At 68.7% G+C, this 19,949-nt stretch carries 19 protein-coding genes; 8 read left to right on the top strand and 11 right to left on the bottom strand.

Annotated elements, in window-relative coordinates:
• Window positions 1-297: 297 nt before the first annotated feature.
• A complete protein-coding gene (locus IC535_RS05725) occupies window positions 298-735 on the bottom strand; it encodes a GNAT family N-acetyltransferase (protein WP_228885097.1) in 438 nt (145 codons plus the stop codon).
• A gap of 105 nt (window positions 736-840) precedes the next feature.
• On the opposite strand from IC535_RS05725, the gene IC535_RS05730 reads away from it, so the two are divergent.
• From IC535_RS05730 to IC535_RS05765, 8 genes are all read left to right on the top strand, one after another.
• Window positions 841-1,746: a LysR substrate-binding domain-containing protein gene (locus tag IC535_RS05730; protein WP_228885096.1), complete on the top strand. Its 906-nt coding sequence runs from the start codon at window positions 841-843 to the stop codon at window positions 1,744-1,746.
• A 171-nt stretch (window positions 1,747-1,917) separates the two neighbouring features.
• Window positions 1,918-3,096, top strand: coding sequence for an MFS transporter (locus IC535_RS05735; RefSeq protein WP_228885095.1), 1,179 nt, complete (start codon window positions 1,918-1,920; stop codon window positions 3,094-3,096).
• 102 nt (window positions 3,097-3,198) lie between these two features.
• On the top strand, window positions 3,199-3,786 hold the full coding sequence (locus IC535_RS05740; RefSeq protein WP_228885094.1) for a TetR/AcrR family transcriptional regulator: 588 nt from the start codon (window positions 3,199-3,201) through the stop codon (window positions 3,784-3,786).
• Window positions 3,783-4,823 carry a DUF418 domain-containing protein gene (locus tag IC535_RS05745; protein ID WP_228885093.1) on the top strand — a complete coding sequence of 347 codons (1,041 nt, stop codon included), beginning with the start codon at window positions 3,783-3,785 and terminating at the stop codon, window positions 4,821-4,823. Before IC535_RS05740 ends, IC535_RS05745 begins: the two co-directional genes overlap by 4 nt.
• Before the next feature lie 452 nt (window positions 4,824-5,275).
• Window positions 5,276-5,788, top strand: a complete 513-nt coding sequence (locus IC535_RS05750; RefSeq protein ID WP_228885092.1) for a hypothetical protein — start codon at window positions 5,276-5,278, stop codon at window positions 5,786-5,788.
• A 92-nt stretch (window positions 5,789-5,880) separates the two neighbouring features.
• Window positions 5,881-7,098 carry a hypothetical protein gene (locus tag IC535_RS05755; protein WP_228885091.1) on the top strand — a complete coding sequence of 406 codons (1,218 nt, stop codon included), beginning with the start codon at window positions 5,881-5,883 and terminating at the stop codon, window positions 7,096-7,098.
• Window positions 7,095-9,290, top strand: a complete 2,196-nt coding sequence (locus tag IC535_RS05760) for an ATP-binding protein (protein WP_228885089.1) — start codon at window positions 7,095-7,097, stop codon at window positions 9,288-9,290. The genes IC535_RS05755 and IC535_RS05760 overlap by 4 nt, the downstream gene beginning before the upstream one ends.
• A 138-nt stretch (window positions 9,291-9,428) precedes the next feature.
• Complete coding sequence (locus IC535_RS05765; protein ID WP_228885088.1) at window positions 9,429-10,463, top strand: phosphotransferase enzyme family protein; 1,035 nt, start codon at window positions 9,429-9,431, stop codon at window positions 10,461-10,463.
• Window positions 10,464-10,472: 9 nt separating this feature from the next.
• Here the strand turns inward: IC535_RS05765 and IC535_RS05770 are convergent, their stop codons facing one another.
• From IC535_RS05770 to amaB, 10 genes are all read right to left on the bottom strand, one after another.
• Entirely contained in the window at window positions 10,473-11,516 is a 1,044-nt protein-coding gene (locus IC535_RS05770; RefSeq protein WP_228885087.1) for a hypothetical protein, read from the bottom strand.
• Between the two features lie 131 nt (window positions 11,517-11,647).
• A complete protein-coding gene (locus IC535_RS05775) occupies window positions 11,648-12,955 on the bottom strand; it encodes a type II toxin-antitoxin system HipA family toxin (RefSeq protein WP_228885085.1) in 1,308 nt (435 codons plus the stop codon).
• A complete protein-coding gene (locus IC535_RS05780) occupies window positions 12,952-13,299 on the bottom strand; it encodes a helix-turn-helix domain-containing protein (RefSeq protein ID WP_228885083.1) in 348 nt (115 codons plus the stop codon). The genes IC535_RS05775 and IC535_RS05780 overlap by 4 nt, the downstream gene beginning before the upstream one ends.
• 146 nt (window positions 13,300-13,445) lie before the next feature.
• Window positions 13,446-14,333 carry a DMT family transporter gene (locus IC535_RS05785; protein WP_228885250.1) on the bottom strand — a complete coding sequence of 296 codons (888 nt, stop codon included), beginning with the start codon at window positions 14,331-14,333 and terminating at the stop codon, window positions 13,446-13,448.
• Between the two features lie 32 nt (window positions 14,334-14,365).
• Window positions 14,366-15,415, bottom strand: a complete 1,050-nt coding sequence (murB, locus tag IC535_RS05790; protein WP_228885081.1) for a UDP-N-acetylmuramate dehydrogenase — start codon at window positions 15,413-15,415, stop codon at window positions 14,366-14,368.
• Complete coding sequence (locus IC535_RS05795; RefSeq protein WP_228885080.1) at window positions 15,412-16,467, bottom strand: quinone-dependent dihydroorotate dehydrogenase; 1,056 nt, start codon at window positions 16,465-16,467, stop codon at window positions 15,412-15,414. The genes murB and IC535_RS05795 overlap by 4 nt, the downstream gene beginning before the upstream one ends.
• A 9-nt stretch (window positions 16,468-16,476) precedes the next feature.
• On the bottom strand, window positions 16,477-17,247 hold the full coding sequence (locus tag IC535_RS05800; RefSeq protein WP_228885077.1) for a class I SAM-dependent methyltransferase: 771 nt from the start codon (window positions 17,245-17,247) through the stop codon (window positions 16,477-16,479).
• 13 nt (window positions 17,248-17,260) lie between these two features.
• Entirely contained in the window at window positions 17,261-17,545 is a 285-nt protein-coding gene (locus tag IC535_RS05805; RefSeq protein ID WP_228885075.1) for a DUF4190 domain-containing protein, read from the bottom strand.
• Window positions 17,546-17,591: 46 nt separating this feature from the next.
• On the bottom strand, window positions 17,592-18,353 hold the full coding sequence (locus IC535_RS05810; RefSeq protein ID WP_228885073.1) for an SDR family NAD(P)-dependent oxidoreductase: 762 nt from the start codon (window positions 18,351-18,353) through the stop codon (window positions 17,592-17,594).
• The gene (gene amaB / locus IC535_RS05815; protein WP_228885071.1) at window positions 18,350-19,882 is read right to left on the bottom strand and encodes an L-piperidine-6-carboxylate dehydrogenase; all 1,533 of its coding nucleotides are present in this window, start codon (window positions 19,880-19,882) and stop codon (window positions 18,350-18,352) included. The genes IC535_RS05810 and amaB overlap by 4 nt, the downstream gene beginning before the upstream one ends.
• Window positions 19,883-19,949: the final 67 nt, after the last annotated feature.

Consider the following 19,949-nt stretch of genomic DNA (forward strand, 5'->3'; position numbering starts at 1 on the left):
TCGTCGGCCTCGACAGTGAGGTCGGGCTACACGCTAGCAAGGGCTGAAATCGTTTACATGACGCATCGCAATATCGCCGCCGCGCGCCCAATTCACCATTCGGTACCGCAGGGTGGGGCCTGCCTTGTGGACAGCGGCGTGGCAGGCAAATGCACGGGATGCCGCCGGGTCCATGACGGCAATGCCACTGCTGGCGGGCAGGGGGCGGTTTTTGCCGATTGCGACAGGTTGGTTCAACCGCAGGGGCGCGCAGCAATCGGCGCAGGGGTGACCAGGCTTGTCCGGCGGCACGGGTGTTCAGCCCGGGCAGGCCGCCCGGAAGTACACCACCTCGGCATCGCCGGGGTCGAGGTTGTCGATGCTGCCACTTTCCACGAAGCCGCAACGTTGCAACAGCGCACGCATGGGCCGGTTGGACTGGTTGGTGGACGAAAACAGCTTCGGGCGTTCGCACTGTGCAACCAGATGCTGCAGCAGCAACGCGCCAAGGCCGCGGCGGCGGAACGGTTCGCCGACCATCAGCATGTCGATGAAACCGTTGTCGAAGAAGTGATAGTGCAGCACCCCGTATGCGGCCGGCACACCGTCGAGCAGGAGCAGGTGGCAGCTGCGCTGCCCGATCCATTCCTGGAGCAGGATGGATCGGCGCGGATCGTGCGTGGCCGCCGAATCGAGCGCGACCACGCTGGAATAATCATCCGGCTCGGCCAGACGGAAGCTTGTGCGGCTGTTCACTGCGGGTCCTGCGCAAACGGGATGGCCAGGGTAGGCCAGTGCCAGGTTCTTCGCCAGAACGAATGGGCGAACGACTTAAGATGAGCGCAGACCCCGGAGGCCGCGATGATCGAGACACGCCTGTTGCAGCAATTCATCGCGGTAGCCGAAGAGCTGCATTTCAACCGCGCCGCCGAGCGCCTGCACATGGCCCAGCCGCCGCTGAGCCAGGCGATCCGCCGGCTGGAGGCCGAGGTCGGGTCGGCGCTGTTCGACCGCAGCAACCGCAAGGTGGTGTTGACCGCTGCCGGTGTCGCGTTCCTGCATACGGCGCGGGCCACGCTGCAATCGCTGGACGAGGGGCTGGCGCATACCCGCCGCGTCGCCAATGGCGTGGACGGCCACCTGACCCTGACCTTCATCAATATCGTGGCCTATGCACCGCTGCTGCGGGCACTGCGAGGCTTCCGCCAGCAGTCGCCGGGCGTTGCCTTCACCCTGCACGAAGCCAGCACGCACGCGCAGGTACTGGCGTTGGAGGAAGGCAGTGCCGATCTGGGTTTCATGCGTGCCCCCGGCACCAGTACGCCGCAGCTGCATGTGCATACCTTGCTGCGTGAGCGCATCTGCGTGGCATTGCCGGCCGGGCATGCACTGGCCGGTAATGCCGTCGTGGCCCTGGCGGCGCTGGCAGGCGAGGATTTCGTGGCCTCGCCACGGCCGCTGGGGCAGGGTTTCCACGACCAGTTGCTGCAGTTGTGCCAGGCCGCCGGGTTCGTGCCGCGCGTAGTGCAGCAGGCGCGCCGGTTGCAGACGCTGGTGGCACTGGTGGCCAGCGGCTTCGGGATCGCGCTGGTGCCCGAATCGGCCGCACTCGCGGCGCCGGAGGAGGTGGTGTTCCGTCCGATCCAGGTCGACGCCCCCGATGCGTTGTCGCAGCTGGAACTGCTGATGGCCTGGAACCCCGGCCGGCATTCGCCGGTGCGCGACCGGTTGATCGAGCAGATCCAGCAGGCACTGCCGGGCCGGTAATCCAGCAAGACGCGGCACGTCTTGCCACGGGACAAAAACGGTCTTTTACCTGCTCCGGGCACGCTACTAGGCTGTGCCGGCACCGTGCCTGCGCGGCGGATCGGCAGTGCGGCGGTGGCCGTCGCAGGCATCGCGGTGCGGCCCTTTTTGCTGGTCGAGCCTGGAGCATCCATGCCTGTCGTCATCTATGTGTTTTCGTTGTGTACGTTCGCCTTCGGCCTGTCCGAATTCGTGGTGGCCGGGCTGGTCTCGACCATGGCCGTGGATCTGCATGCACCGGTTTCTGCGGTAGGTGCGGCCGTTGCCGCCTATGCCGCTGGCGCGGCGATCGGGGCGCCGCTGCTGACCGCGCTGGTGGCGCACTGGAAGGACCGCAACATTCTGGTGCTGGCCATGGCGATACTGGCCGTGGGCAGCGTGGCGATGAGCCTGGCGCCCACCTTGTCGCTGCTGCTGGCGGTGCGGTTCCTGGTCGGGCTGGGCCATGGCGTGTTCATGGCGGTGGCCTCCGATGCGGCCACCCGCCTGGTCGACCCGCAGCGTGCCGGGCGCGCCTTGTCGGTGGTGTGGATCGGATTGACGCTGGCGTTGGCGCTGGGCGTGCCGTTGGGCACCCTGCTTGGCAGCCTGTGGTCGTGGCGCGGTATTTTCCTGGCCATCGCGCTGCTGGGGGTGGCAGGCATGCTTGGCCTGTTGTGGTGCATGCGCGGCGCGCAGGTGCCGCACGCGCCCAGGGCGGGCGGGGCATGGACGGCGTTGAAGGCCATCACCCATCCGCAGCTGCTGGTCACCGCCGGTATCGGCGTACTGGTGAGCGTGGCCACGTTCTGCTTCTTCACCTTCATCTCCCCGTACCTGCTGCAGGTAACCGCCGTGCAGGTGTCCTGGCTGAGCGTGGCGATGCTGTTGTTCGGGGTGTGTTCGATCCTGGGCAACCTGCTGGGCGGTTGGCTGGCCGACGCCGGCAACGCCACCGGCAGCACGCTGTGGGCGCTGGCCGGGCTGGCCCTCAATCTGCTCGGCCTGTATCTGCTGCGTGACTGGGCGTGGCCGATGATGGTGCTGGTCGGCGCGCTGGGCGTGTGCTTCTTCTGCATTGTCACCTTGCTCACGTTGCGCCTGTTGACCCTGGCCCAGCGCCACGTGCCGGCATCATCGGCGGTGGCGGCAGGGCTGAACATCGCCTCGTTCAACCTGGGCACCGCGCTGGGTGGGCTGCTGGGCGGCCTGGCCATTGCCGGCGGTGGCCTGGTCTACCTTCCGGTACTCGGTGCAGTGGCCGCACTGCTGGCCGCGGCGGTGCTGTGGCGGCAGGGCCGGCGGGTGGTGGGGCCGATGTCGGCTGCGTGAGTGCCTTGCAGGGTGCGCCGGACTGAACGCCAGCACAGCGTCGCAGGTTGACGATCGGCCCGGCTCTTTCAATGAACGGACGTTCGTTCAATACTTGGCCGCATGAAACGACTCGACCAGACCCGGCAGCGCGCCACCCACATCCTCGACGCCGCGATGGCCTGCTTCATTGCGCAGGGCTTCCACCCCACCAGCATGCGCGACATCGCGCAGGCGGCGGGTGTCAGCCTGGGCAATCTGTACAACCATTTCGCCAGCAAGGAAGCCCTGATCCTGGCCGTGGCCGGTGCGGAACAGACCGAGCTGGCGCCGCTGCTGGCGGCACTTGCGTCAGGCAGCGGCGGACGCACCGCCCTGAAGCGCTTCCTGCGCGACTACCACGCACTGTGTACGCGGCGCGAGTGGGCGCGGTTGAGCGTGGAAGTACTGGCCGAATCCGCCCGCAACCCGGTCGTTGCCACTGCCTTCGCGCGCAATCGCGCGCAGTTGCTGCAGGCGTTGGCGACGTACATCGCGCGGCTGCCGCGTGCGACGGCGTTGTCGCCGGCGCTGATCGCACAGTTGCTGCTGGATGCCGTGGAAAGCGATGGGCTGCGGCGTGGGCTGGATGCCGATGGCGGGATCATGCCTGCCAGGGTACCGGTCCTGCAGCCGGCGCTGCTGGATGCGCTGCTGGGTGGCGCGATATGAGCAGCAGCCATGACGCAGCGCGGCTTGATGGCATCGATGTGGCGCGCTATCTGAGCCTGGCCGGAATGGTGCTGGTCAACTTCCGCCTGGCGATGGAGGTGGGCACCGCCGAGGGTGGCCTGTTGGCAGCGTTCTTCCACTTCCTCGAGGGCAAGGCGTCGGCGACCTTCGTGATGCTGGCTGGCATGGGGCTGGTGCTGGGCACGCGGCGGCTGACGCTGCGCGCCGCCGTCTGGCAGACCTGGCGGCGCGCGCTGTTCCTGGCGGTGCTGGGGCTGGTCAACCTGCTGATCTTCCCGGCAGACATCCTGCACTACTACGCCTGCTACTTCGTGCTGGCCGTGCTGTGGCTGCGTGCAACGCCCCGGACGCTGGCCATCAGCATGCTTGCGCTGGCGCTGCTGTCGTGGGGCTGCCTGCTGCACCTGGATTACAGCCAGGGCTGGAACTGGCAGACGCTGGAGTACAGCGGGATGTGGCAGTGGCCAGGCTTCGCGCGCAACCTGTTGTTCAATGGGTTCCACCCGGTGCTGCCGTGGATGGTGTTCCTGCTGGGGGGCATGTGGCTGGCACGGATGCCGTTGGCACAGCCCCGGGTGCAGCTCGCGCTGCTGGTGACCGGTGCGCTGATGCTGGCTGCGGCCTATGCGGTGCAGGCGCTGGCCGCCGGCGGCGCTTGGCAGGCGCTGCTCGACGTGCAGCCGCTGCCGCCCGGGCCGACCTATCTGCTCGCCGGCCTGGGCGCGGCGTGCACCGTCATTGGTGCGTGCCTGCTGCTGATGCGGCGGGCCGGCGCCAGGGCGCTGCGTGCATTGCTGCCGGTGGGGCGGATGACGCTGACCTTGTATGTCGCCCACATCCTGGTCGGTATGGGGACGCTGGAGGCATTGGGCATGCTTGGCAACGGGCGCACGCTCGGCGAGGTGGCATGGGCCGCGTGTGTGTTCCTGCTGCTGGCCACGGTATTGGGCTGGGCATGGTCGCGGCGCGCATCGCGGGGCCCGCTGGAGGCCGTGATGCGGCGGTTGACCGGTTGACCAGGTCCTTGCACTCCATCCAGACCACCACGGAAAACAGAATGTGCCTGCCACGATTCGGTGCACGCTCACCGACATAGGCTTGGTGCTGCCCGCCGTGTGGCGCGGGCGCCTGGCCGGTGCGCGCGTCCAGGCGCAGGTGGGCGGCGCGTCGCGGGCCGATGTGTTCCGTGTGTAGTGCATGCAGTGCTGCGCCCGACTGGTTCCTCAAGTCCGAGCCGGCCGATGCCTTCAGCGAATTGCCTGATGAGATCGCGCGGTTGCGCTCGCTGTCTACCGCGGCCGGGACGAATTGTTCTGATCGCCCTCGGCGGGTTGACGCATTGTCAACCACGCCGTAGCGGTGGTTGACGGCTTGCAGGTTCGCGCCCATGGCGGCGCCGCACACACTATCTGCTGCCTTCGGCCTGCCTGCCGCCAGCGACAACCATTCATTCCACGGGGGAAATACCATGATCCGCATTCCTGTATCCGACGCCACGCATATCCACCTGACCCGCGCCTCACGCTGGCTGTGCAGCCTGGCCTATGTCGGGGTGGCCGCCGTGTTCGTGTTGTCCGCACTCAGCGGCCACCGCCAGGCCCAGGCCATCCTCGGCGATGCGGTGACGGTGATGGCGCCGGTGCAGCTGGATCGCATCGAGGAAAGCCGCCATAAGGGCCGGGTCAGCCATGAGTACCAGTTCCGCTACGACTTCACCGCCAACGGCCAGCGCCATCGCGGCCAGTTCGCCACCTCCGAGGCCAATGCCACGCCGTACCTAGGCGACCAGCCGCAGGTGGAAGTGGCCTACGCGCGCGCCGACCCGTCCCGCTTCGAGCGGCTGGAACGCCTGCGCAGCCAGAAGGACCTGGGCCCGGTGCTGGGGCGGCTGACGGTGGGGCTGTTGCTGCTGGTGGTACTGGCCGGGGTGCTGCACCTGCTGCTGACCCGGCGGCTGTTCGTGCGCCGCGCGGCGGCGTAAGGCAGGTGCCGCGCATGCACGCCGCGTCGATGGTTGACAGCGCCGATGGCCACGGTAGGGTGGCGAACCCTTGCCCATTCTGGTCCCTGCCCATGCCCGTCCCGGAGTTCGCGGACCTGCTGTCCCGCCACATGCGCCGGATCCGGGCCAGCGCCGGCGGGGTGGCGGCGGAGATCGGCATCAGCCGCGAGGCGGTCAACAACTGGCGCGCTGGCACCTCGCGGCCCAGCCGACGCCATCGCGGCCGGGTACTGGCGTGCGCCAACTACCTGCGGCTGACCGAGGCGGAGAGCAATACGCTGCTGCAGGCGGCCGGCTTCGAACCGGAGTTTCCGGCCGAGCCGGCGGTGGCGGCCACTGACGCCGCGGTGGTCATCCCGGCCACCGTGCTGCAGTTGTTCGACCGCTTGCAGCAATTGCGTCCCTATCCGGTATGCCTGCTGCTGACCCAGGCGCATTGGGGCCAGCCGCCCGAACGCGCGGCGATCCTGGCCGAGGCGGCGGCACGCTACGGCAGCGACCGGGTGCTGCATCTGCAGCCACCGTTCCGCGCCGGCGATGGCGACCAGGATTACTTCGCGCTGCTGGCCGCGCAATGCGGCCTGGCCGGGGTCGGTTTCGATGCCGGTTTCGAAGCGGCGCTGGCGCAGCGGCTGCAGCAGCCCGGTGCCTTGTTCTGCCTGGTCAGCCGCTTCGAACAGGGCGCGGCCGGGCCGCGCGATGTGCTGGCCGGCATCCTGCGCAGCCTGAGCGAAATGTATAGCGGCAAACTGCACCTGCTGATCTGTGGCGGCGCGGCGCTGGCGGACCTGAAATACCAGGGCGGTGATCTGTCGCTGCTCAATATCGCCGCCAGCGAGAGCTGGCCGGAACTGGACGCGGACGACTTGCAGCGCGGCAGTGCGACCGTGCTGCCGTTGGCCACGCGGGTACGTGCGCTGCATCTGTCCGGCGGCCATCCGCTGCTGGCACAGGCAGCACTGGCCCTGCTGGAGGAGGCGGCCGGCGGGCCGGCGCCGGACGATGCTGCGTTGACCGAGACCCTGGCCACCCATCCGCGGCTGTGGGAGGCGTTGTTGCCGTTGCTGCGCGAGCGCGCTGCGCGAACGGCGATCGCTGCCTGGCTGGCACGCACCCGGCTGGGACCGGCACGGCCGTACCTGGTCGATCCGCTGCTGCGCCAGCTGTACTGGAACAACCTGCTGGCCGCGCGCACGCATCCGGACGGGCAGTGGCTGGAATGGCGCTGCGCGGCGATTGTCCGTGCCGTGCACCTGGTGATCGACAGCCTGGATGACGTACCGGCATGAGCCGGCTGCTGCACATGCGTGGCTGGCGCGGTTGGCGCCTGCTGCTGATCGCGGCGGCAGCCTGGTTCATCGGCAGCCTGCTGTTCGCGCCGATGTTGAACCCGTGGGTGGCGTGGCGGCTGCATCGCGATGGCGAGGCGATGATGTTGATGCAGCAGGCGGCGATCGACAGCATGTTCCTGCGCGAAGAGGCGCTGACGGCGTGGCTGCAGACCGAACAATGGCCTGCCCAGGTGGCGGTGCCGGGCGTGCACGACCCCGAGCAGGCGCTGGTGCAGGCCGAACTGCTCGCCCCATTCCTGCTGCGGTTGCGCTTCACCGATCGTTTCCCGGCCCATACCGGGCTGTCGGGCACGGTGCTGGAACATACCCTGGAGCCGCGCACCCGGCACTGGAGCTGCCGGCCGGGTACCCCGGCACCGCCCTCGCGCTGGCTGCCGCCGAACTGCCACGGGCATGCGCCGTGGACGATGGTGCAGTGGCTGACCCTGCTGCTGGTCCTGGCCGGGGCGTTGCTGGCCGGGTTGGGCCTGCTCTGGTACCGGCTGCGGCCGGCGGTGGCCGCGATCGTGCGCGACCCGGCGCAGTTGCTGGGCCAGCCGCTGCAGGCACTGCCGCTGCTGGACCGCCAGCTGGGCTGGCTGCGCCTGCGCGGGCGGGTGCTGGCGCAAGCGGGGGTGGCGACCGTGCGCTGGCGCGAGGCGTTGCGCCATGCCGCCGCCGAACCGGCGCTGCGCGCCGCGCAACTGGCCGCGCGGATGGGCGCCGACGATGCACCGGCGCGCGACTGGGCGCTGGCCGGCGCTGTACGCGAGTGGACCCTGCCGCTGACCCTGCCACTGGCACTGGAACGGCTGTGGTTGTATCTGCCCGCGCCCGGGCTGTCCGGCGAGGCGATCGTGCAGCAACTGCGCGGCATGCCCAATGGCCAGGACGTGGTGCTGGTGGTCAGCCCGTCGCTGGCGGTGGAGACGGTGCTGATGGCCCACGCCGATGATCCGGCCAACCTGTGCGTGTGCCTGGACCAGGCCGCGCAGACCCGCTGGCTGCTGCAGCCCGGCGCATTGCAGCTGCTGGTTGGGTTGCTGGCGCGGCAACTCAAGGTCACCCGCATTTCGCCCTACCAGACCCATGGCGGGATCACCCGGCCGGCGGCGTTCTTCGGCCGCGAATCGTTGCTGGCGCGCGTGCTCAACCGCGAGCCGGGCAACTACCTGCTGGTCGGCGGGCGGCAACTGGGCAAGACCAGCCTGATGAAGGCGATCGAACGGCGGTTTGCCGGCCACCCGCGGGTGCATTGCGTGTACCTGTCGTTGCGCGACCACCGCCTGGCGGTGCGCCTGGCGCTGGAACTGGGCCTGGCCGAGGACACCGGCATCGATGCGCTGGTGGCCGCGCTGGCCGCACGCGCCGAAGGCCGCGGGGTGCTGCTGTTGATCGATGAAACCGACCTGTTCCTGCGCGCCGAAGCGGCCCAGGGCTACCCGCAGCTGGCGGCATTGCGCGCGCTGAGCGAGCAGGGCCGCTGCCATTTCATGCTGGCCGGGTTCTGGGATCTGTACGAAGCGGTGACCCTGGATTTCGCTTCGCCGTTGCGCAACTTCGGCGAGGTGATCCATGTCGGTGGGCTGGAGGACGAGGCCTGCCAGGCCCTGGCAACCCTGCCGATGGCGCGGCTGGGCGTGCATTTCAGCCTGCCCGGGCTGCCGCGCCAACTGGTGGCCGCGTGTGGCCGGCGTGCCAACCTGGTGGCCATCGTCTGCCAGCAACTGCTGTCGCAGCTGGCGCGCGGGCAACGGCTGATCGACGCCGCGCAGCTGCATGCGGCGCTGGCAGCCGAGCCGGTGTTCGATGCACTGGCCGGCTGGGCACGGCTCAGTCCGGACCCGCAGGCGTGCCGGGTCGACCGCATCGTGGTCTACCGCATCGCCTGCGCGCAGTTGGCCGCCGCAGGGACGCGCGGCGTTACCCTGCTGCAGCTGTTGGCGATGTTCGACGCGGCCGGCGTGGGCGTGGAGCCGGAACAGCTGCGGCGGGCACTGGCCCGGCTGCAGTTGGCCCATGTAATCCAGCGCGAGGACGACGGCGTGCAGTTCGTGTTTGCCGTCCCGCTGTTTGCCACCCAGTTCCAGCATGAGGAAGCGCAGGCGCTGTTGCAGCGCGAACTGCAGGTGATCGGCGACGCTGGGTGAGCGGGGCGGCGCCGCCCGATGGTCGCCGCCGGTGGATATTTTAACCGGGATTGATGCGTCACTACGTGACGCATTGCGCTGTGTTGGCGCAGTGGACTCTGCGATAGTGACGCTCTGTTCGCGCGCCATGGCGGAGTGATGCTGCATCCACAGGAATTGTCTTCTGCGCAGATCGGCGCGGTGCTTGCGCATGGCTGGGGCGTGCAGGCGACGGCGGTGGTGCAGCGGCCGGCCGGGGCCGATGCCGGTGCGACGGTCTACCAGGTGGCCGCGCAGGATGGCCGGCGCTGGTGGCTGAAGTGCCGGCGCTATGCGGTGCACGACACGGTGTGGAAGGTGCTGCAGTATCTGCGCCAGCACGTCGAGCTGGAGGAAGTGGTGGCGCCGCAGCCGGCGCTGGACGGCACCCCGGCGCTGCGCCATGCCGGGATGCAATGGACGCTGTTTGCCTATATCGAAGGCCAGTCCGGGTTCGAGGCGGCGTTGTCGCAGGCGCAGTGGCAGCGGCTGGGGCAGGTGCTGCGCCAGGTGCATGAGGTGCGCCTGCCGGCCGAGCTTGCCGCCGGGCTGGCCCAGCCCGGGTTCGATGACGACACCGCAGTGGAACGGGTGGGGGCCTGGCTGCGCCGGGGCGATGCGCATTGGCCGTTGCCCGATGCACTGGCCGAGCAGTATCTGCGCGGCTGGCGCCAGCACCGCCTGCGCATCACCGAGGTCTGGCAACGTTGCGTGGCGCTGCGTGAGCGGCTGGCGCGGCAGCCGTTCACGCGGGTGTTGTGCCATGGCGACCTGCACGCGGGCAATCTGCTGCTGCGCGCCGACGCGGGGCTGTGCCTGATCGATTGGGACGACATGGTGCTGGCGCCGCGCGAGCGCGACCTGATGCTGGTCGGCGCCGGCGTCGGCGGGCGCTGGGGCCGCGAAGATCCGCCGGGTTTCCGCCAGGGCTATGGTGCGGTGACGGTGGACCGGGCACGGCTGGCCTACTACCGGCATTGGCGGATCCTGCATGACATCCAGGAGTTCCATGACCTGATGCTGGAGCCGGGCGCGGCCGCACGACCACCGACCCAGCGCCGGCAGGCACTGCGGTACATGGACGAACAGTTCGCGCCGGGCAACGTGGTCGACAGCGCGGCGCGCAGTTGGGTGGCGGCGACGGTTCCTGCCTGATGCGGCCGCTCAGGCGTCGCCCGGATCGCGCCCGGGCAGGTTGTTCCATATCGTCAAGGCGATCTGCAGGTCCTGGATGCCCAGGCCGGTGAGATCGACCAGGACCGATTGAGCGTTGGGAATGGCCGTGGCCTCGGCCAGGTACTGCCCGAATGCGGTCACCTGCGAACGCTTGATGTGGCCCAGCGCGAATGCGCTGGCCAGTTCACCGTGGTCCAGGCACTGATCGATGCTGTCGGCGATCAGGATGTCCATCGCGGCGGTGAGTGTGGTCGTGAGCTCCTGTTTGCCTGGGCTGTCGGCACCGACTGCGACGATGCGCACGCGGCGCTCGAACATGCCGGCCTGCAGCAGTGGCGTCGAGGTTGGCGTGGTAGTGATGAGTACATCACTGGCCCGTGCCAGGTCGTCCAGGCTGGGTAGCGCGCGTGCACGGATGCCCTCGGCGCACAGTTCGGCCGCCAGCTGCTGCGCCTGCGGGTAGCGTCGGCCCCAGATCAGCAGTGTGGAAAACCCGCCGCGGTGTGCTGCCAGGCGTGCCTGCAGTGCGCCCTGCACTCCGGTACCGACGATCCCTAGGGTGTCGCCTTCGGTCGGCCGCAGCAGTTCGGCGGCGAGGGCACCGGCCATGGCGGTGCGCATATCGGTGAGCCAGCCCGCATCGCGCAGCAGGCAGCGCGGCACGCCGGTGTTGGCGTCCAGCAGCACCATCATGCCGTTGCTGGTTGGCCGACCCTGTGCCGCATTGTGCGGAAAGCCGGTTGCAACCTTGACCACGAAGCAGTCCTGGCCATGCATCGAAGCGGTTTTGACATGGCAGTCGCCGGATACTGCCGGAAGTGCCAGATGCGACACCGCGCCGAGGCTGACCCGGCCCTGGAAATGCGCGATGAAGCCTTGGCGCACCGCCTCGAAGGCCGCGTCCAGGTCAAGCGCGGCGCGGATGTCGGGCAGATCCACGACCTTCATGCGGTACCCGCCAGGAGCGTGGCCGGGCTGCGTCGGAAATGCGGATGCGGAGCGTGCTGGCGCATGCGGGGTGGTCGCTGGCAAGGGGTAGGCAGTGTAGGCGATGCACTCGGGACGGTGCCCGCGTTGCGGGGCGAACGGTACCTGCAGCGCGACCTGAGCGTGGTTGGCGGCGACGGACCGGTGTCGGCGATGGCCACCGCTGCGCGCTGCGCTCAGCGGATGGCGGTGCGCAGGCTGCGGCTGATCTGCTCACGCCAGACCGGCGCGACGCCAGCGGCATCGGCAACGTGCGGCCACTGCCGCACGCTGTGGCGGACCTGTTCGACGATCTCGCGGGCGCGGCTGGCATTGATCGAGGCGGTTGCCGCGCAGGCGGCCAGATCGGCCAGGCCGATATCCTCGCGCTTGCCATTGATCGACATCTGGTGGCGTGCGGTCCAGTCGCCGTCGGGGTTGTAGGCCCAGGTGATGTCGAATGCCGGCGACAGCGACCATTGCCCGCGGCGGTCCATCAGGTAGGCGATGTTCTTCACGTGGTCGTCCTGGTTGCGTGCGATCACGTTGAACACCATGCGCCGGTACTGTTCTTCCAGCTGCGCCATCGGCAGCTGCAGCTGCCGCATGACCAGCAGCGCCTGCTCGTAGGCGTATGCGGTGGGGTCGTTGAAGTCGTAGTGGGCGATCGCCGCCAGCGACTGCATGTGCAGCTTGCCGCCATCGTCGCTGCGGTCGAAGCGGCGGGTCATGAAGTGGCGGCGGCCGCCTTCCTCGAGCAGCCGGCAGTCGGCGATGGCGATGCCGGCAGCGCGCGCCATGCGGAAGTAGGCGTATTCGACCACGCCATAGCCCATGGGGTCGGCCAGTTCCTTGTCCCGATTGTTGCGCACGCCATCGAACTTGAGCAGCCAGTAGCTGAAGCCCGGCGCGGCGGTGGCCTGGCCCGAGCGCACTTCGCCGCTGGCCTGGTTCCAGGCGATCACCGCCTTGGCGCGCGCGCCACCGGCCGAGGTGCCCACGCGCAGGATGTCGCGCAGCGCATCGGCGCGGGCTTCATCGCCGAAGGAACTGCGCAGGTCGTGGCGGTGGCTGAGCACTTCGCTGGCCAGCGCGACCAGCGCATCGATCTGGATGCTGTGGGCGGTACGCACGCGTGGCCCGTGCACCGGTGCGAACTCCAGCGCGCCCATGCCGCGGGTGCCGGTGTAGCACAGCCGCTCGACCGCGTTGAAGCTGTCCGGGGTACGGCCCTGGGTGGCCAGCCAGGCGTTGATCAGGGTGTTGCCGTACTTGTCCGGCAGTGCATCGGCCAGCAGGCCGGGCAGGCCGTGGAAGCTGGCCTGGGGGAGCGAGGGGAAGCTGTAGCTGCGCCCGGCGGCCAGCGGCATCATCAACGGCGCCACTTCGATGCCGGAGCGGGCGAACTGCGGGTCGTAGGCGAACTGCGCCACACGCTCGCCGTCGGCCAGGCTGACCGCGCCGATACGGCTGCCCCACAGGCGCACCTCGGCGGTGGTGCTCATTTTTCATCGCCCCAGACCCAGGCCGGGGCAGGCGGTTCGGCCACGCCGGGCCGCGCGCGGCGGCGCGGCTGGCCGCGGCGTTGCAGCAGGTCCAGCGGATTGTCGGCCTGTTTGGGCAGCAGCATGTCCAGTGCTTCCAGTTGGTCCAGTGCGCGCAGGCAGCGGATCAGGTTGGTCAGCTGTGCCGGGCTGCCATCTTCCAGCCGTTGCACGGTGCGCTTGGAAACACCGGCGGCGTGGGCCAGCTGCTCCTGGGTAATGCCGCGCGACAGGCGCAGGGTGGCCAGGCGTTGGCCCAGTTCCAGCAGTACGGCCTGGTCGGTACTCAGGTGTGTGATGTTCATAAAGCGACCCTCCTGGCGTCTTATATCCCACCAGCGGGTTAAGAAGTCAAGTTTGGCGCTTTATGTCGACAAGTTTATGATCTTATAAAGCGTCATATATGTCGCATTAATGGCGTTTTACGGCATAAATGGCCATTTTTGTCGTCTTATTCGCCCGGCTTTGCGCCGGCGGATGCGGCCTCGGAGGCCGCGCGCCGCGACAGCACCGCTTCGCGGTGGGCGATATAGGCGTTGGCGCCGAGGATGATGCTGGCACCGATCACCGTCCAGCGGTCCAGGGTTTCGCCAAACAGCAGCCAGCCCAGCACGGCCACCAGGGGCAGCTGCATGAAGCTGATCGGGGTCAGCGCGGACACTTCGCCCAGCCGCAGCGCGCGGGTCCACAGCAGCTGGCCGACGGTGCCGAACAGGCCGGTCGCCGCCAGCCACAACCAGGCCATGCCGGTCGGCCAGATCCAGACGAACACGGCCGGCAGCAGCGACAGCGGTACCCAGAACACGTAGGTGTAGAGCACCACGGCATCGGCGCTGTCGACCCGGGTGAGCTGCTTGATCTGGATCGCCACCAGCGAACTGAGCACCGCGGCCAGCACCGCCATCAGGGTGCCGGGCGTGAAGCTGGTCGAGCCTGGCCGCACGATGATCAGTACGCCGATGAAACCGATGATCACCGCCGCCCAGCGCCGCGCGCGCACGGTTTCGCCCAGCCACAGCACCGCGGCGATGGTGACGAACAGCGGGGTGGAATAGGACAGCGAAATCGCCTGCGACATCGGCAGGTGGCCGATCGCCCAGAACGCGCACAGCATCGAGGCCAGCCCGATCGCGCTGCGGATGAAGTAGCGTGGCAACTGCCGGGTTTTCAGCGAGGCGCGGCCGGGGCGCAGCAGCATCGGCAGCAGCACCAGCAGCCCGAACACGTTGCGGAAGAACGCCACTTCCTGGGTTGGCACCGAGGCGGTGGCATAGCGGATCGACACCGCCATCAGCCCGAACGCCAGGGTGCTGCCGAGCATCAGCAATGCCGCGCGCATCGGCATCGGCGTGGGCAGTGCCAGGGCCGGGCTCACCACTGGGCGCCGATCAGGCGCGGCTCCGGTTCGATCGGCACGCCGAACTTCTCCAGCACCGAGGCCGAGATCTGCCGGGCCAGCGCCAGCAGCTGTTGGCCGCTGGCGGTGCCATGGTTGACCAGTACCAGCGCATGCTCGGCCGATACCCCGGCATCGCCGTCGCGGTAGCCCTTCCAGCCGCAGGCCTGGATCATCCAGGCGGCCGACAGCTTGCGCCGGCTGTCCTGGTCGGCCGGGTAGACCGGCAGTTCGGGGAAGTGCTGCAGCAGCACCTCGACCTGCTCCAGCGGCAGCACCGGGTTCTTGAAGAAGCTGCCGGCATTGCCGAGCACGTCCGGGTCGGGCAGCTTGCGCCGACGGATGTTGATCACCGCGTTGGCGACATCGGCGGCGACCGGCAGTTCCACGCCCATCGCCTGCATTTCCTCGCTGATGCCGGCATAGCCCAGGCGCAGGTCATGCAGCAGCGGCAGGCGCAGCTCGATGGCGCTGATCAGGTAGCGGTCGGTCTCGCGCTTGAACACGCTGTCGCGGTAGCCGAACTGGCAGGCCTCGCTGTCCAGCCGCACCCACTGGCCGCTGTGGCGGTCCCAGGCTTCCACGGCCTGGATGAATTCCTCCACCTGCACACCATAGGCGCCGATGTTCTGGATCGGCGCGGCACCGGCGGTGCCGGGAATCAGCGCCAGGTTCTCCAGCCCGGACAGCCCGTTCTGCAACGACCACATCACCAGGCCATGCCAGTTCACCCCGGCCCCGGCGCGGACCACGGTGTGGTCGGCGCGGTGTTCCAGGATCTGGATGTCGGCGTTGGCGAATACCAGCACGGTGCCGTCCACGTGGCCGGCCAGCAGTACGTTGCTGCCGCTGCCCAGTACCAGCAGCGGCTGGCCGGCCACCTGCGGCAGTGCCAGCACCTCCGGCAGCAGCGCCGGGTCGTGCAGCTCCAGCAGCTGGTCGGCGCTGGCGTCGACGTGGAAGGTGTTGAGCGCCTGCAGCGAGGCGTTTTCGGTCAGGGTCCAGGCGGGCATTGCATTACTCATAGGGGGGCGACCGCACCGCGGCTGGGGGCTTCGCGGCGGCGGCGGATCGCCTCCACGCAGTCCTGCACCAGTGCCGGGCCGCGGAAAATCAGGCCGCTGTAGCATTGCACCAGCGCCGCGCCGGCGGACATCTTGGCCACCGCATCGGCACCGGACTGGATGCCGCCGACGCCGATCAGCGGCATCGACTCGGGCAGGCGCGCGCGCAGCCGGCGCAGCACCAGCGTGGACTGGCCCAGCAGCGGCGCGCCGGACAGGCCGCCGGCCTGGTCGGCCTGGCGGTCGCCGGCCACGGCACTGCGGTCGATGGTGGTGTTGGTGGCGATCACCCCGTCCACCTGCAGTTCGCTGAGCACGCGCGCGGCCGCGTCGATGTCGCGGTCGCTCAGGTCCGGGGCGACCTTGACCAGCATCGGCACCCGTTTGCCATGCTGCGCGGCCAGGCTTTCCTGGCTGTCGCGCAGCTGCGAGACCAGCTGGCGCAGCGCGTTTTCTTCCTGCAGCTCACGCAGGCCGGCGGTATTGGGCGAGGAGATGTTGACGGTGATGTAGTCGGCCAGCGGGTACACCTTCTGCAGGCAGTGCTGGTAATCGTCGAACGCCCGCTCGTTGGGCGTGTCCTTGTTCTTGCCGATGTTGATGCCGAGCAGGCCGGTGCGGCGCTTGGCGCGCTCGACGTTGCGCACCAGCGCATCCACGCCCAGGTTGTTGAAGCCCATGCGGTTGATGATGGCCTGGTGGGCCGGCAGCCGGAACAGCCGCGGCTTCGGGTTGCCTTCCTGCGGGCGCGGGGTGATGGTGCCGATCTCGACGAAGCCGAAACCCAGCGCCAGCAGCGCATCGATGTGCTCGCCGTTCTTGTCCAGGCCGGCGGCCAGGCCGACCGGGTTGGGGAAGCTCAGGCCGAAGGCGTTGGTCGGCAACGGCGCGATGCGGCCGGCCAGCAACGGCGTGGTGCCGGTGCGCCAGGCCAGCTCCAGGGCGTTGAGGCCAAGGCCGTGGGCGCGCTCGGCATCGAGGGCGAACAGGAAGGGACGGGCAAGCGAGTACATGGCGTTCAATCAGTCCAGCGTGCCGATGAAGGCACGGGTGTGGTATTGGAAGGCAACCTGGCCATCCACCGCGTGGGCGTCGAACAGCTGCTGCAGCGCCTCCAGCATCGGTGCATGGCGCCGGTGCCCGGCCTGGGGGGCATACGAAGAAGACAACAGGCGGCCGCGCAGGCCATCCAGGTCCATGCGCTGCACGTTGGGGAAACTGGCCAGGCCGCGCAGGCCCGGGCCGAACCAGGCACGCATGGCGTCATCGTCCTGGTAGCGTTCGGCGACCTGGGTGTAGTCGGTGCCGAACTCCAGCAGCAGCTGTTCGTAGCCGACCAGGAACGGGGAGGCATCGAGCAGGCGCGAGTTCCAGAACACCAGCGCCATCCCGCCCGGGTGCAGGATGCGCGCCCATTCGCGGCGCACCGCGGCGGTGTCGAACCAGTGGAAGGCCTGGGCCGCGGCGACCAGGCCAACGCTGTCCTGTGCCAGGGTGGTTGCCTCGGCGGTGCCGTCGACCAGTTTCAGGCGCAGGTAATCCGGGGCCAGCCATTGTTCGGCGGCATTGCGCATGGCCGCATTGGGTTCCACCGCGATCACCGGGTGGCCGCTGGCCAGGAACAGGCGGGTGGAGATGCCGGTCCCGGCGCCGATGTCGGCAACCAGGGTTTCGGTGGGGATGCCGATATCGTGATGCAGCCAGTGCAGCAGGGCCGGCGGATAATCCGGACGGTAGCGCACGTAGTCGGCAACGCGGCTGCTGAAACGTTCGGTGGAATCCGATCGGCTCATGGGAACCTCGCCATTACGATTGGGTTGCGGCAAACCAGGCCAGTCCGCCGAAGAACAGGATCATCGCCAGTACCGCCAGCACGGTGCCGATCACCACCACGTAGCCCAGGATCAACCCGCCGATGGCCAGGCCATCGCCCTCGAAATACTGGGGCTGGCGGCGGATTTCGGCGCGGGCCAGATGGCCGGTGACGATCGCCACCAGGCTGCCGACCAGCGGAAGGAAGGTCCAGCCGAGGATGCCCATGATCAGGCTGATCACGGCCGTGGTACTGGTTTGGCGGGGTGGCTGGCTCATCCGGGTCCTCCATGGCAGAGCGGCCATGATAGTGCCTGCGCCCCGATTAGCCCATCAACACCTGGCCGCCATCCACGTTCAAGGTGTGCCCGGTAATCCAGCGTGCCAGCGGCGAACACAGGAACAGGGCGGCATCGGCGATCTCCTGCGGCTGGCCAAAACGGCCGAATGGAATCCTGGCCAGGGTGCCGTGGTACAGCGCCGGGTCCTGGGTGCGGCGACGCGCCCACAACCCGTCGTCGAACTCGATCGAGCCCGGCGCGATCGCATTGACCCGGATCCGCTGCGGTGCCAGCGCCAATGCCTGTGAGGTGGTGTAGTGCATCAGTGCGGCCTTGGCCGCCGCGTAGGGCGCCGCGCCCGGTCGCGGTTGCAGCGCGGCGATCGAGGCCAGGTTGAGGATGCAGGCATCGCTGGACTGCCGCAGCCAGGGCAGGGCCAGCCGGGAGGCGCGCACCGCCGCCATCAGGTCGATGCCGAGGCTGGCTTCCCAGCCGGCCTCGCCATCGTCCATGCCGTAGCCGGTGGCGTTGTTGACCAACACATCAATACCTCCCAGCGCGCCGGCCGCATCACCGAGCCAGCGGCCGATATCGTCCAGCACCGCCAGGTCCGCCGAGGCGGTATGCACGTCCAGGCCGAGCGCCCGGGCATCGGCGCGCAGCGCGGCGAGCCCGGGCTCGCGTGCGCAGACCGAAACGCGGGCGCCCGCCGCAGCGAACGCCAGCGCCATCGCGCGGCCGATGCCCTTGCTGCCACCGGCCACCAGAACCCGGCGGCCGGTGAAATCCAGGCAGGGCCCGCTCACAGGTCGAACTTGATGCCCTGGGCCAGCGGCAGTGAATCGGAGTAGTTGATGGTGTTGGTCTGGCGGCGCATATACACCTTCCACGCATCCGAACCCGATTCACGGCCGCCGCCGGTGTCCTTCTCCCCGCCGAACGCACCGCCGATCTCCGCGCCGGAGGTGCCGATGTTGACGTTGGCGATGCCGCAGTCCGAACCGGCCGCCGACAGGAAGCGCTCGGCCACCTTCAGGTTGGTGGTGAAGATCGACGAGGACAGGCCTTGCGGCACGCCGTTCTGCATGTCGATGGCTTCATCGAGCGTGCTGTACTTCATCACGTACAGGATCGGCGCGAAGGTTTCGTGCTGCACCACTTCGTCGCTGTTGTTCAACCCGGTCACGATCGCCGGCAGCACGAAGTTGCCGGGGCGGTCGATGCGGGTGCCGCCGGTCTGGACGGTGCCGCCACTGGCCTTGGCCTTCTCGATCGAGGCCAGGAACTGCTGCACGGCGCCTTCGCTGTTGAGCGGGCCCATCAGGTTGGCCGGGTCGGTCGGGTCGCCGATCTTGCCTGCCACCTGCTGGTACGCCTTGACCAGGGTGGCCAGCACGTCGTCGTGGATGGATTCATGCACGATCAGGCGGCGGGTGGTGGTGCAGCGTTGGCCGGCAGTACCCACCGCGCCGAACACGATGCCGGGGATGGCCAGCTTCAGGTCGGCGGTTTCATCCAGGATGATCGCGTTGTTGCCGCCCAGTTCCAGCAGGCAGCGGCCCAGGCGGTGGGCGACCTTCTCGGCGACCTGGCGGCCGACCTGGGTCGAGCCGGTGAAGCTGATCAGCGGCACGCGCTTGTCGGCCACCATCTTCTGCGACAGCTCGGTGCCGGCATCGTTGATCAGGAAGAACAGGTCCGGGAAGCCGCCCTCGCGCAGCGCCGCGTTGCAGATCTTCATCGAGGCAATGGCGGTCAGCGGGGTCTTGTTGGACGGCTTCCACAGGCAGATGTCGCCGCAGACGGTGGCCAGGAACGCATTCCACGCCCACACCGCAACCGGGAAGTTGAACGCGCTGATGATGCCGACCAGGCCCAGCGGCTGGTACTGCTCGTACATGCGGTGGCCGGGGCGCTCGGAATGCATGGTGTAGCCGTACAGCATGCGGCTCTGGCCCACGGCGAAGTCGGCGATGTCGATCATCTCCTGCACTTCGCCATCGCCTTCGGGCTTGCTCTTGCCCATTTCCAGCGCGACCAGCGAACCCAGCGCATCCTTGTGCGCGCGCAGCGCTTCGCCGCACAGGCGCACTGCTTCGCCGCGGCGCGGGGCCGGGGTGGTGCGCCACACTTTGAAGGCTTCCTGGGCACGCGCGATGATGGTTTCGTAATCGGCGTCGGTGGTGGCGTGCACGGTGGCGATCGCTTCACCGGTGGTCGGGTTGAGCGGGGTGATCACCCCGGCGCTGGTGGCGCTGGACCACTGGCCGTTGCCGAGGTAGGTGCCAGCGTTGGTCGCGTCCAGGCCAAGGGCCTTGAGCAGCTCAGAGGACATGCAAACTCCTGTTGCGTATCAAAAAAGGGCGCAGCCGCTGGCAGGGTGGGGGCGCGGCATGCAGAAC

This window comes from Stenotrophomonas rhizophila, from assembly GCF_020857975.1.
GTDB classification, from domain to species: domain Bacteria; phylum Pseudomonadota; class Gammaproteobacteria; order Xanthomonadales; family Xanthomonadaceae; genus Stenotrophomonas; species Stenotrophomonas rhizophila_C.

Bases quoted from the DNA above. Each gene is read 5' to 3' on its own strand.
- IC535_RS05755 (WP_228885091.1), top strand. From the start codon at position 5,881: ATGCCCGTCCCGGAGTTCGCGGACCTGCTGTCCCGCCACATGCGCCGG.
- IC535_RS05775 (WP_228885085.1), bottom strand. From the start codon at position 12,955: ATGAGCACCACCGCCGAGGTGCGCCTGTGGGGCAGCCGTATCGGCGCG.
- IC535_RS05750 (WP_228885092.1), top strand. From the start codon at position 5,276: ATGATCCGCATTCCTGTATCCGACGCCACGCATATCCACCTGACCCGC.
- IC535_RS05805 (WP_228885075.1), bottom strand. From the start codon at position 17,545: ATGAGCCAGCCACCCCGCCAAACCAGTACCACGGCCGTGATCAGCCTG.
- IC535_RS05795 (WP_228885080.1), bottom strand. From the start codon at position 16,467: ATGTACTCGCTTGCCCGTCCCTTCCTGTTCGCCCTCGATGCCGAGCGC.
- IC535_RS05785 (WP_228885250.1), bottom strand. From the start codon at position 14,333: ATGCGCGCGGCATTGCTGATGCTCGGCAGCACCCTGGCGTTCGGGCTG.
- IC535_RS05730 (WP_228885096.1), top strand. From the start codon at position 841: ATGATCGAGACACGCCTGTTGCAGCAATTCATCGCGGTAGCCGAAGAG.
- IC535_RS05740 (WP_228885094.1), top strand. From the start codon at position 3,199: ATGAAACGACTCGACCAGACCCGGCAGCGCGCCACCCACATCCTCGAC.
- IC535_RS05780 (WP_228885083.1), bottom strand. From the start codon at position 13,299: ATGAACATCACACACCTGAGTACCGACCAGGCCGTACTGCTGGAACTG.
- IC535_RS05765 (WP_228885088.1), top strand. From the start codon at position 9,429: ATGCTGCATCCACAGGAATTGTCTTCTGCGCAGATCGGCGCGGTGCTT.
- IC535_RS05800 (WP_228885077.1), bottom strand. From the start codon at position 17,247: ATGAGCCGATCGGATTCCACCGAACGTTTCAGCAGCCGCGTTGCCGAC.
- amaB (WP_228885071.1), bottom strand. From the start codon at position 19,882: ATGTCCTCTGAGCTGCTCAAGGCCCTTGGCCTGGACGCGACCAACGCT.
- murB (WP_228885081.1), bottom strand. From the start codon at position 15,415: ATGAGTAATGCAATGCCCGCCTGGACCCTGACCGAAAACGCCTCGCTG.
- IC535_RS05745 (WP_228885093.1), top strand. From the start codon at position 3,783: ATGAGCAGCAGCCATGACGCAGCGCGGCTTGATGGCATCGATGTGGCG.
- IC535_RS05760 (WP_228885089.1), top strand. From the start codon at position 7,095: ATGAGCCGGCTGCTGCACATGCGTGGCTGGCGCGGTTGGCGCCTGCTG.
- IC535_RS05735 (WP_228885095.1), top strand. From the start codon at position 1,918: ATGCCTGTCGTCATCTATGTGTTTTCGTTGTGTACGTTCGCCTTCGGC.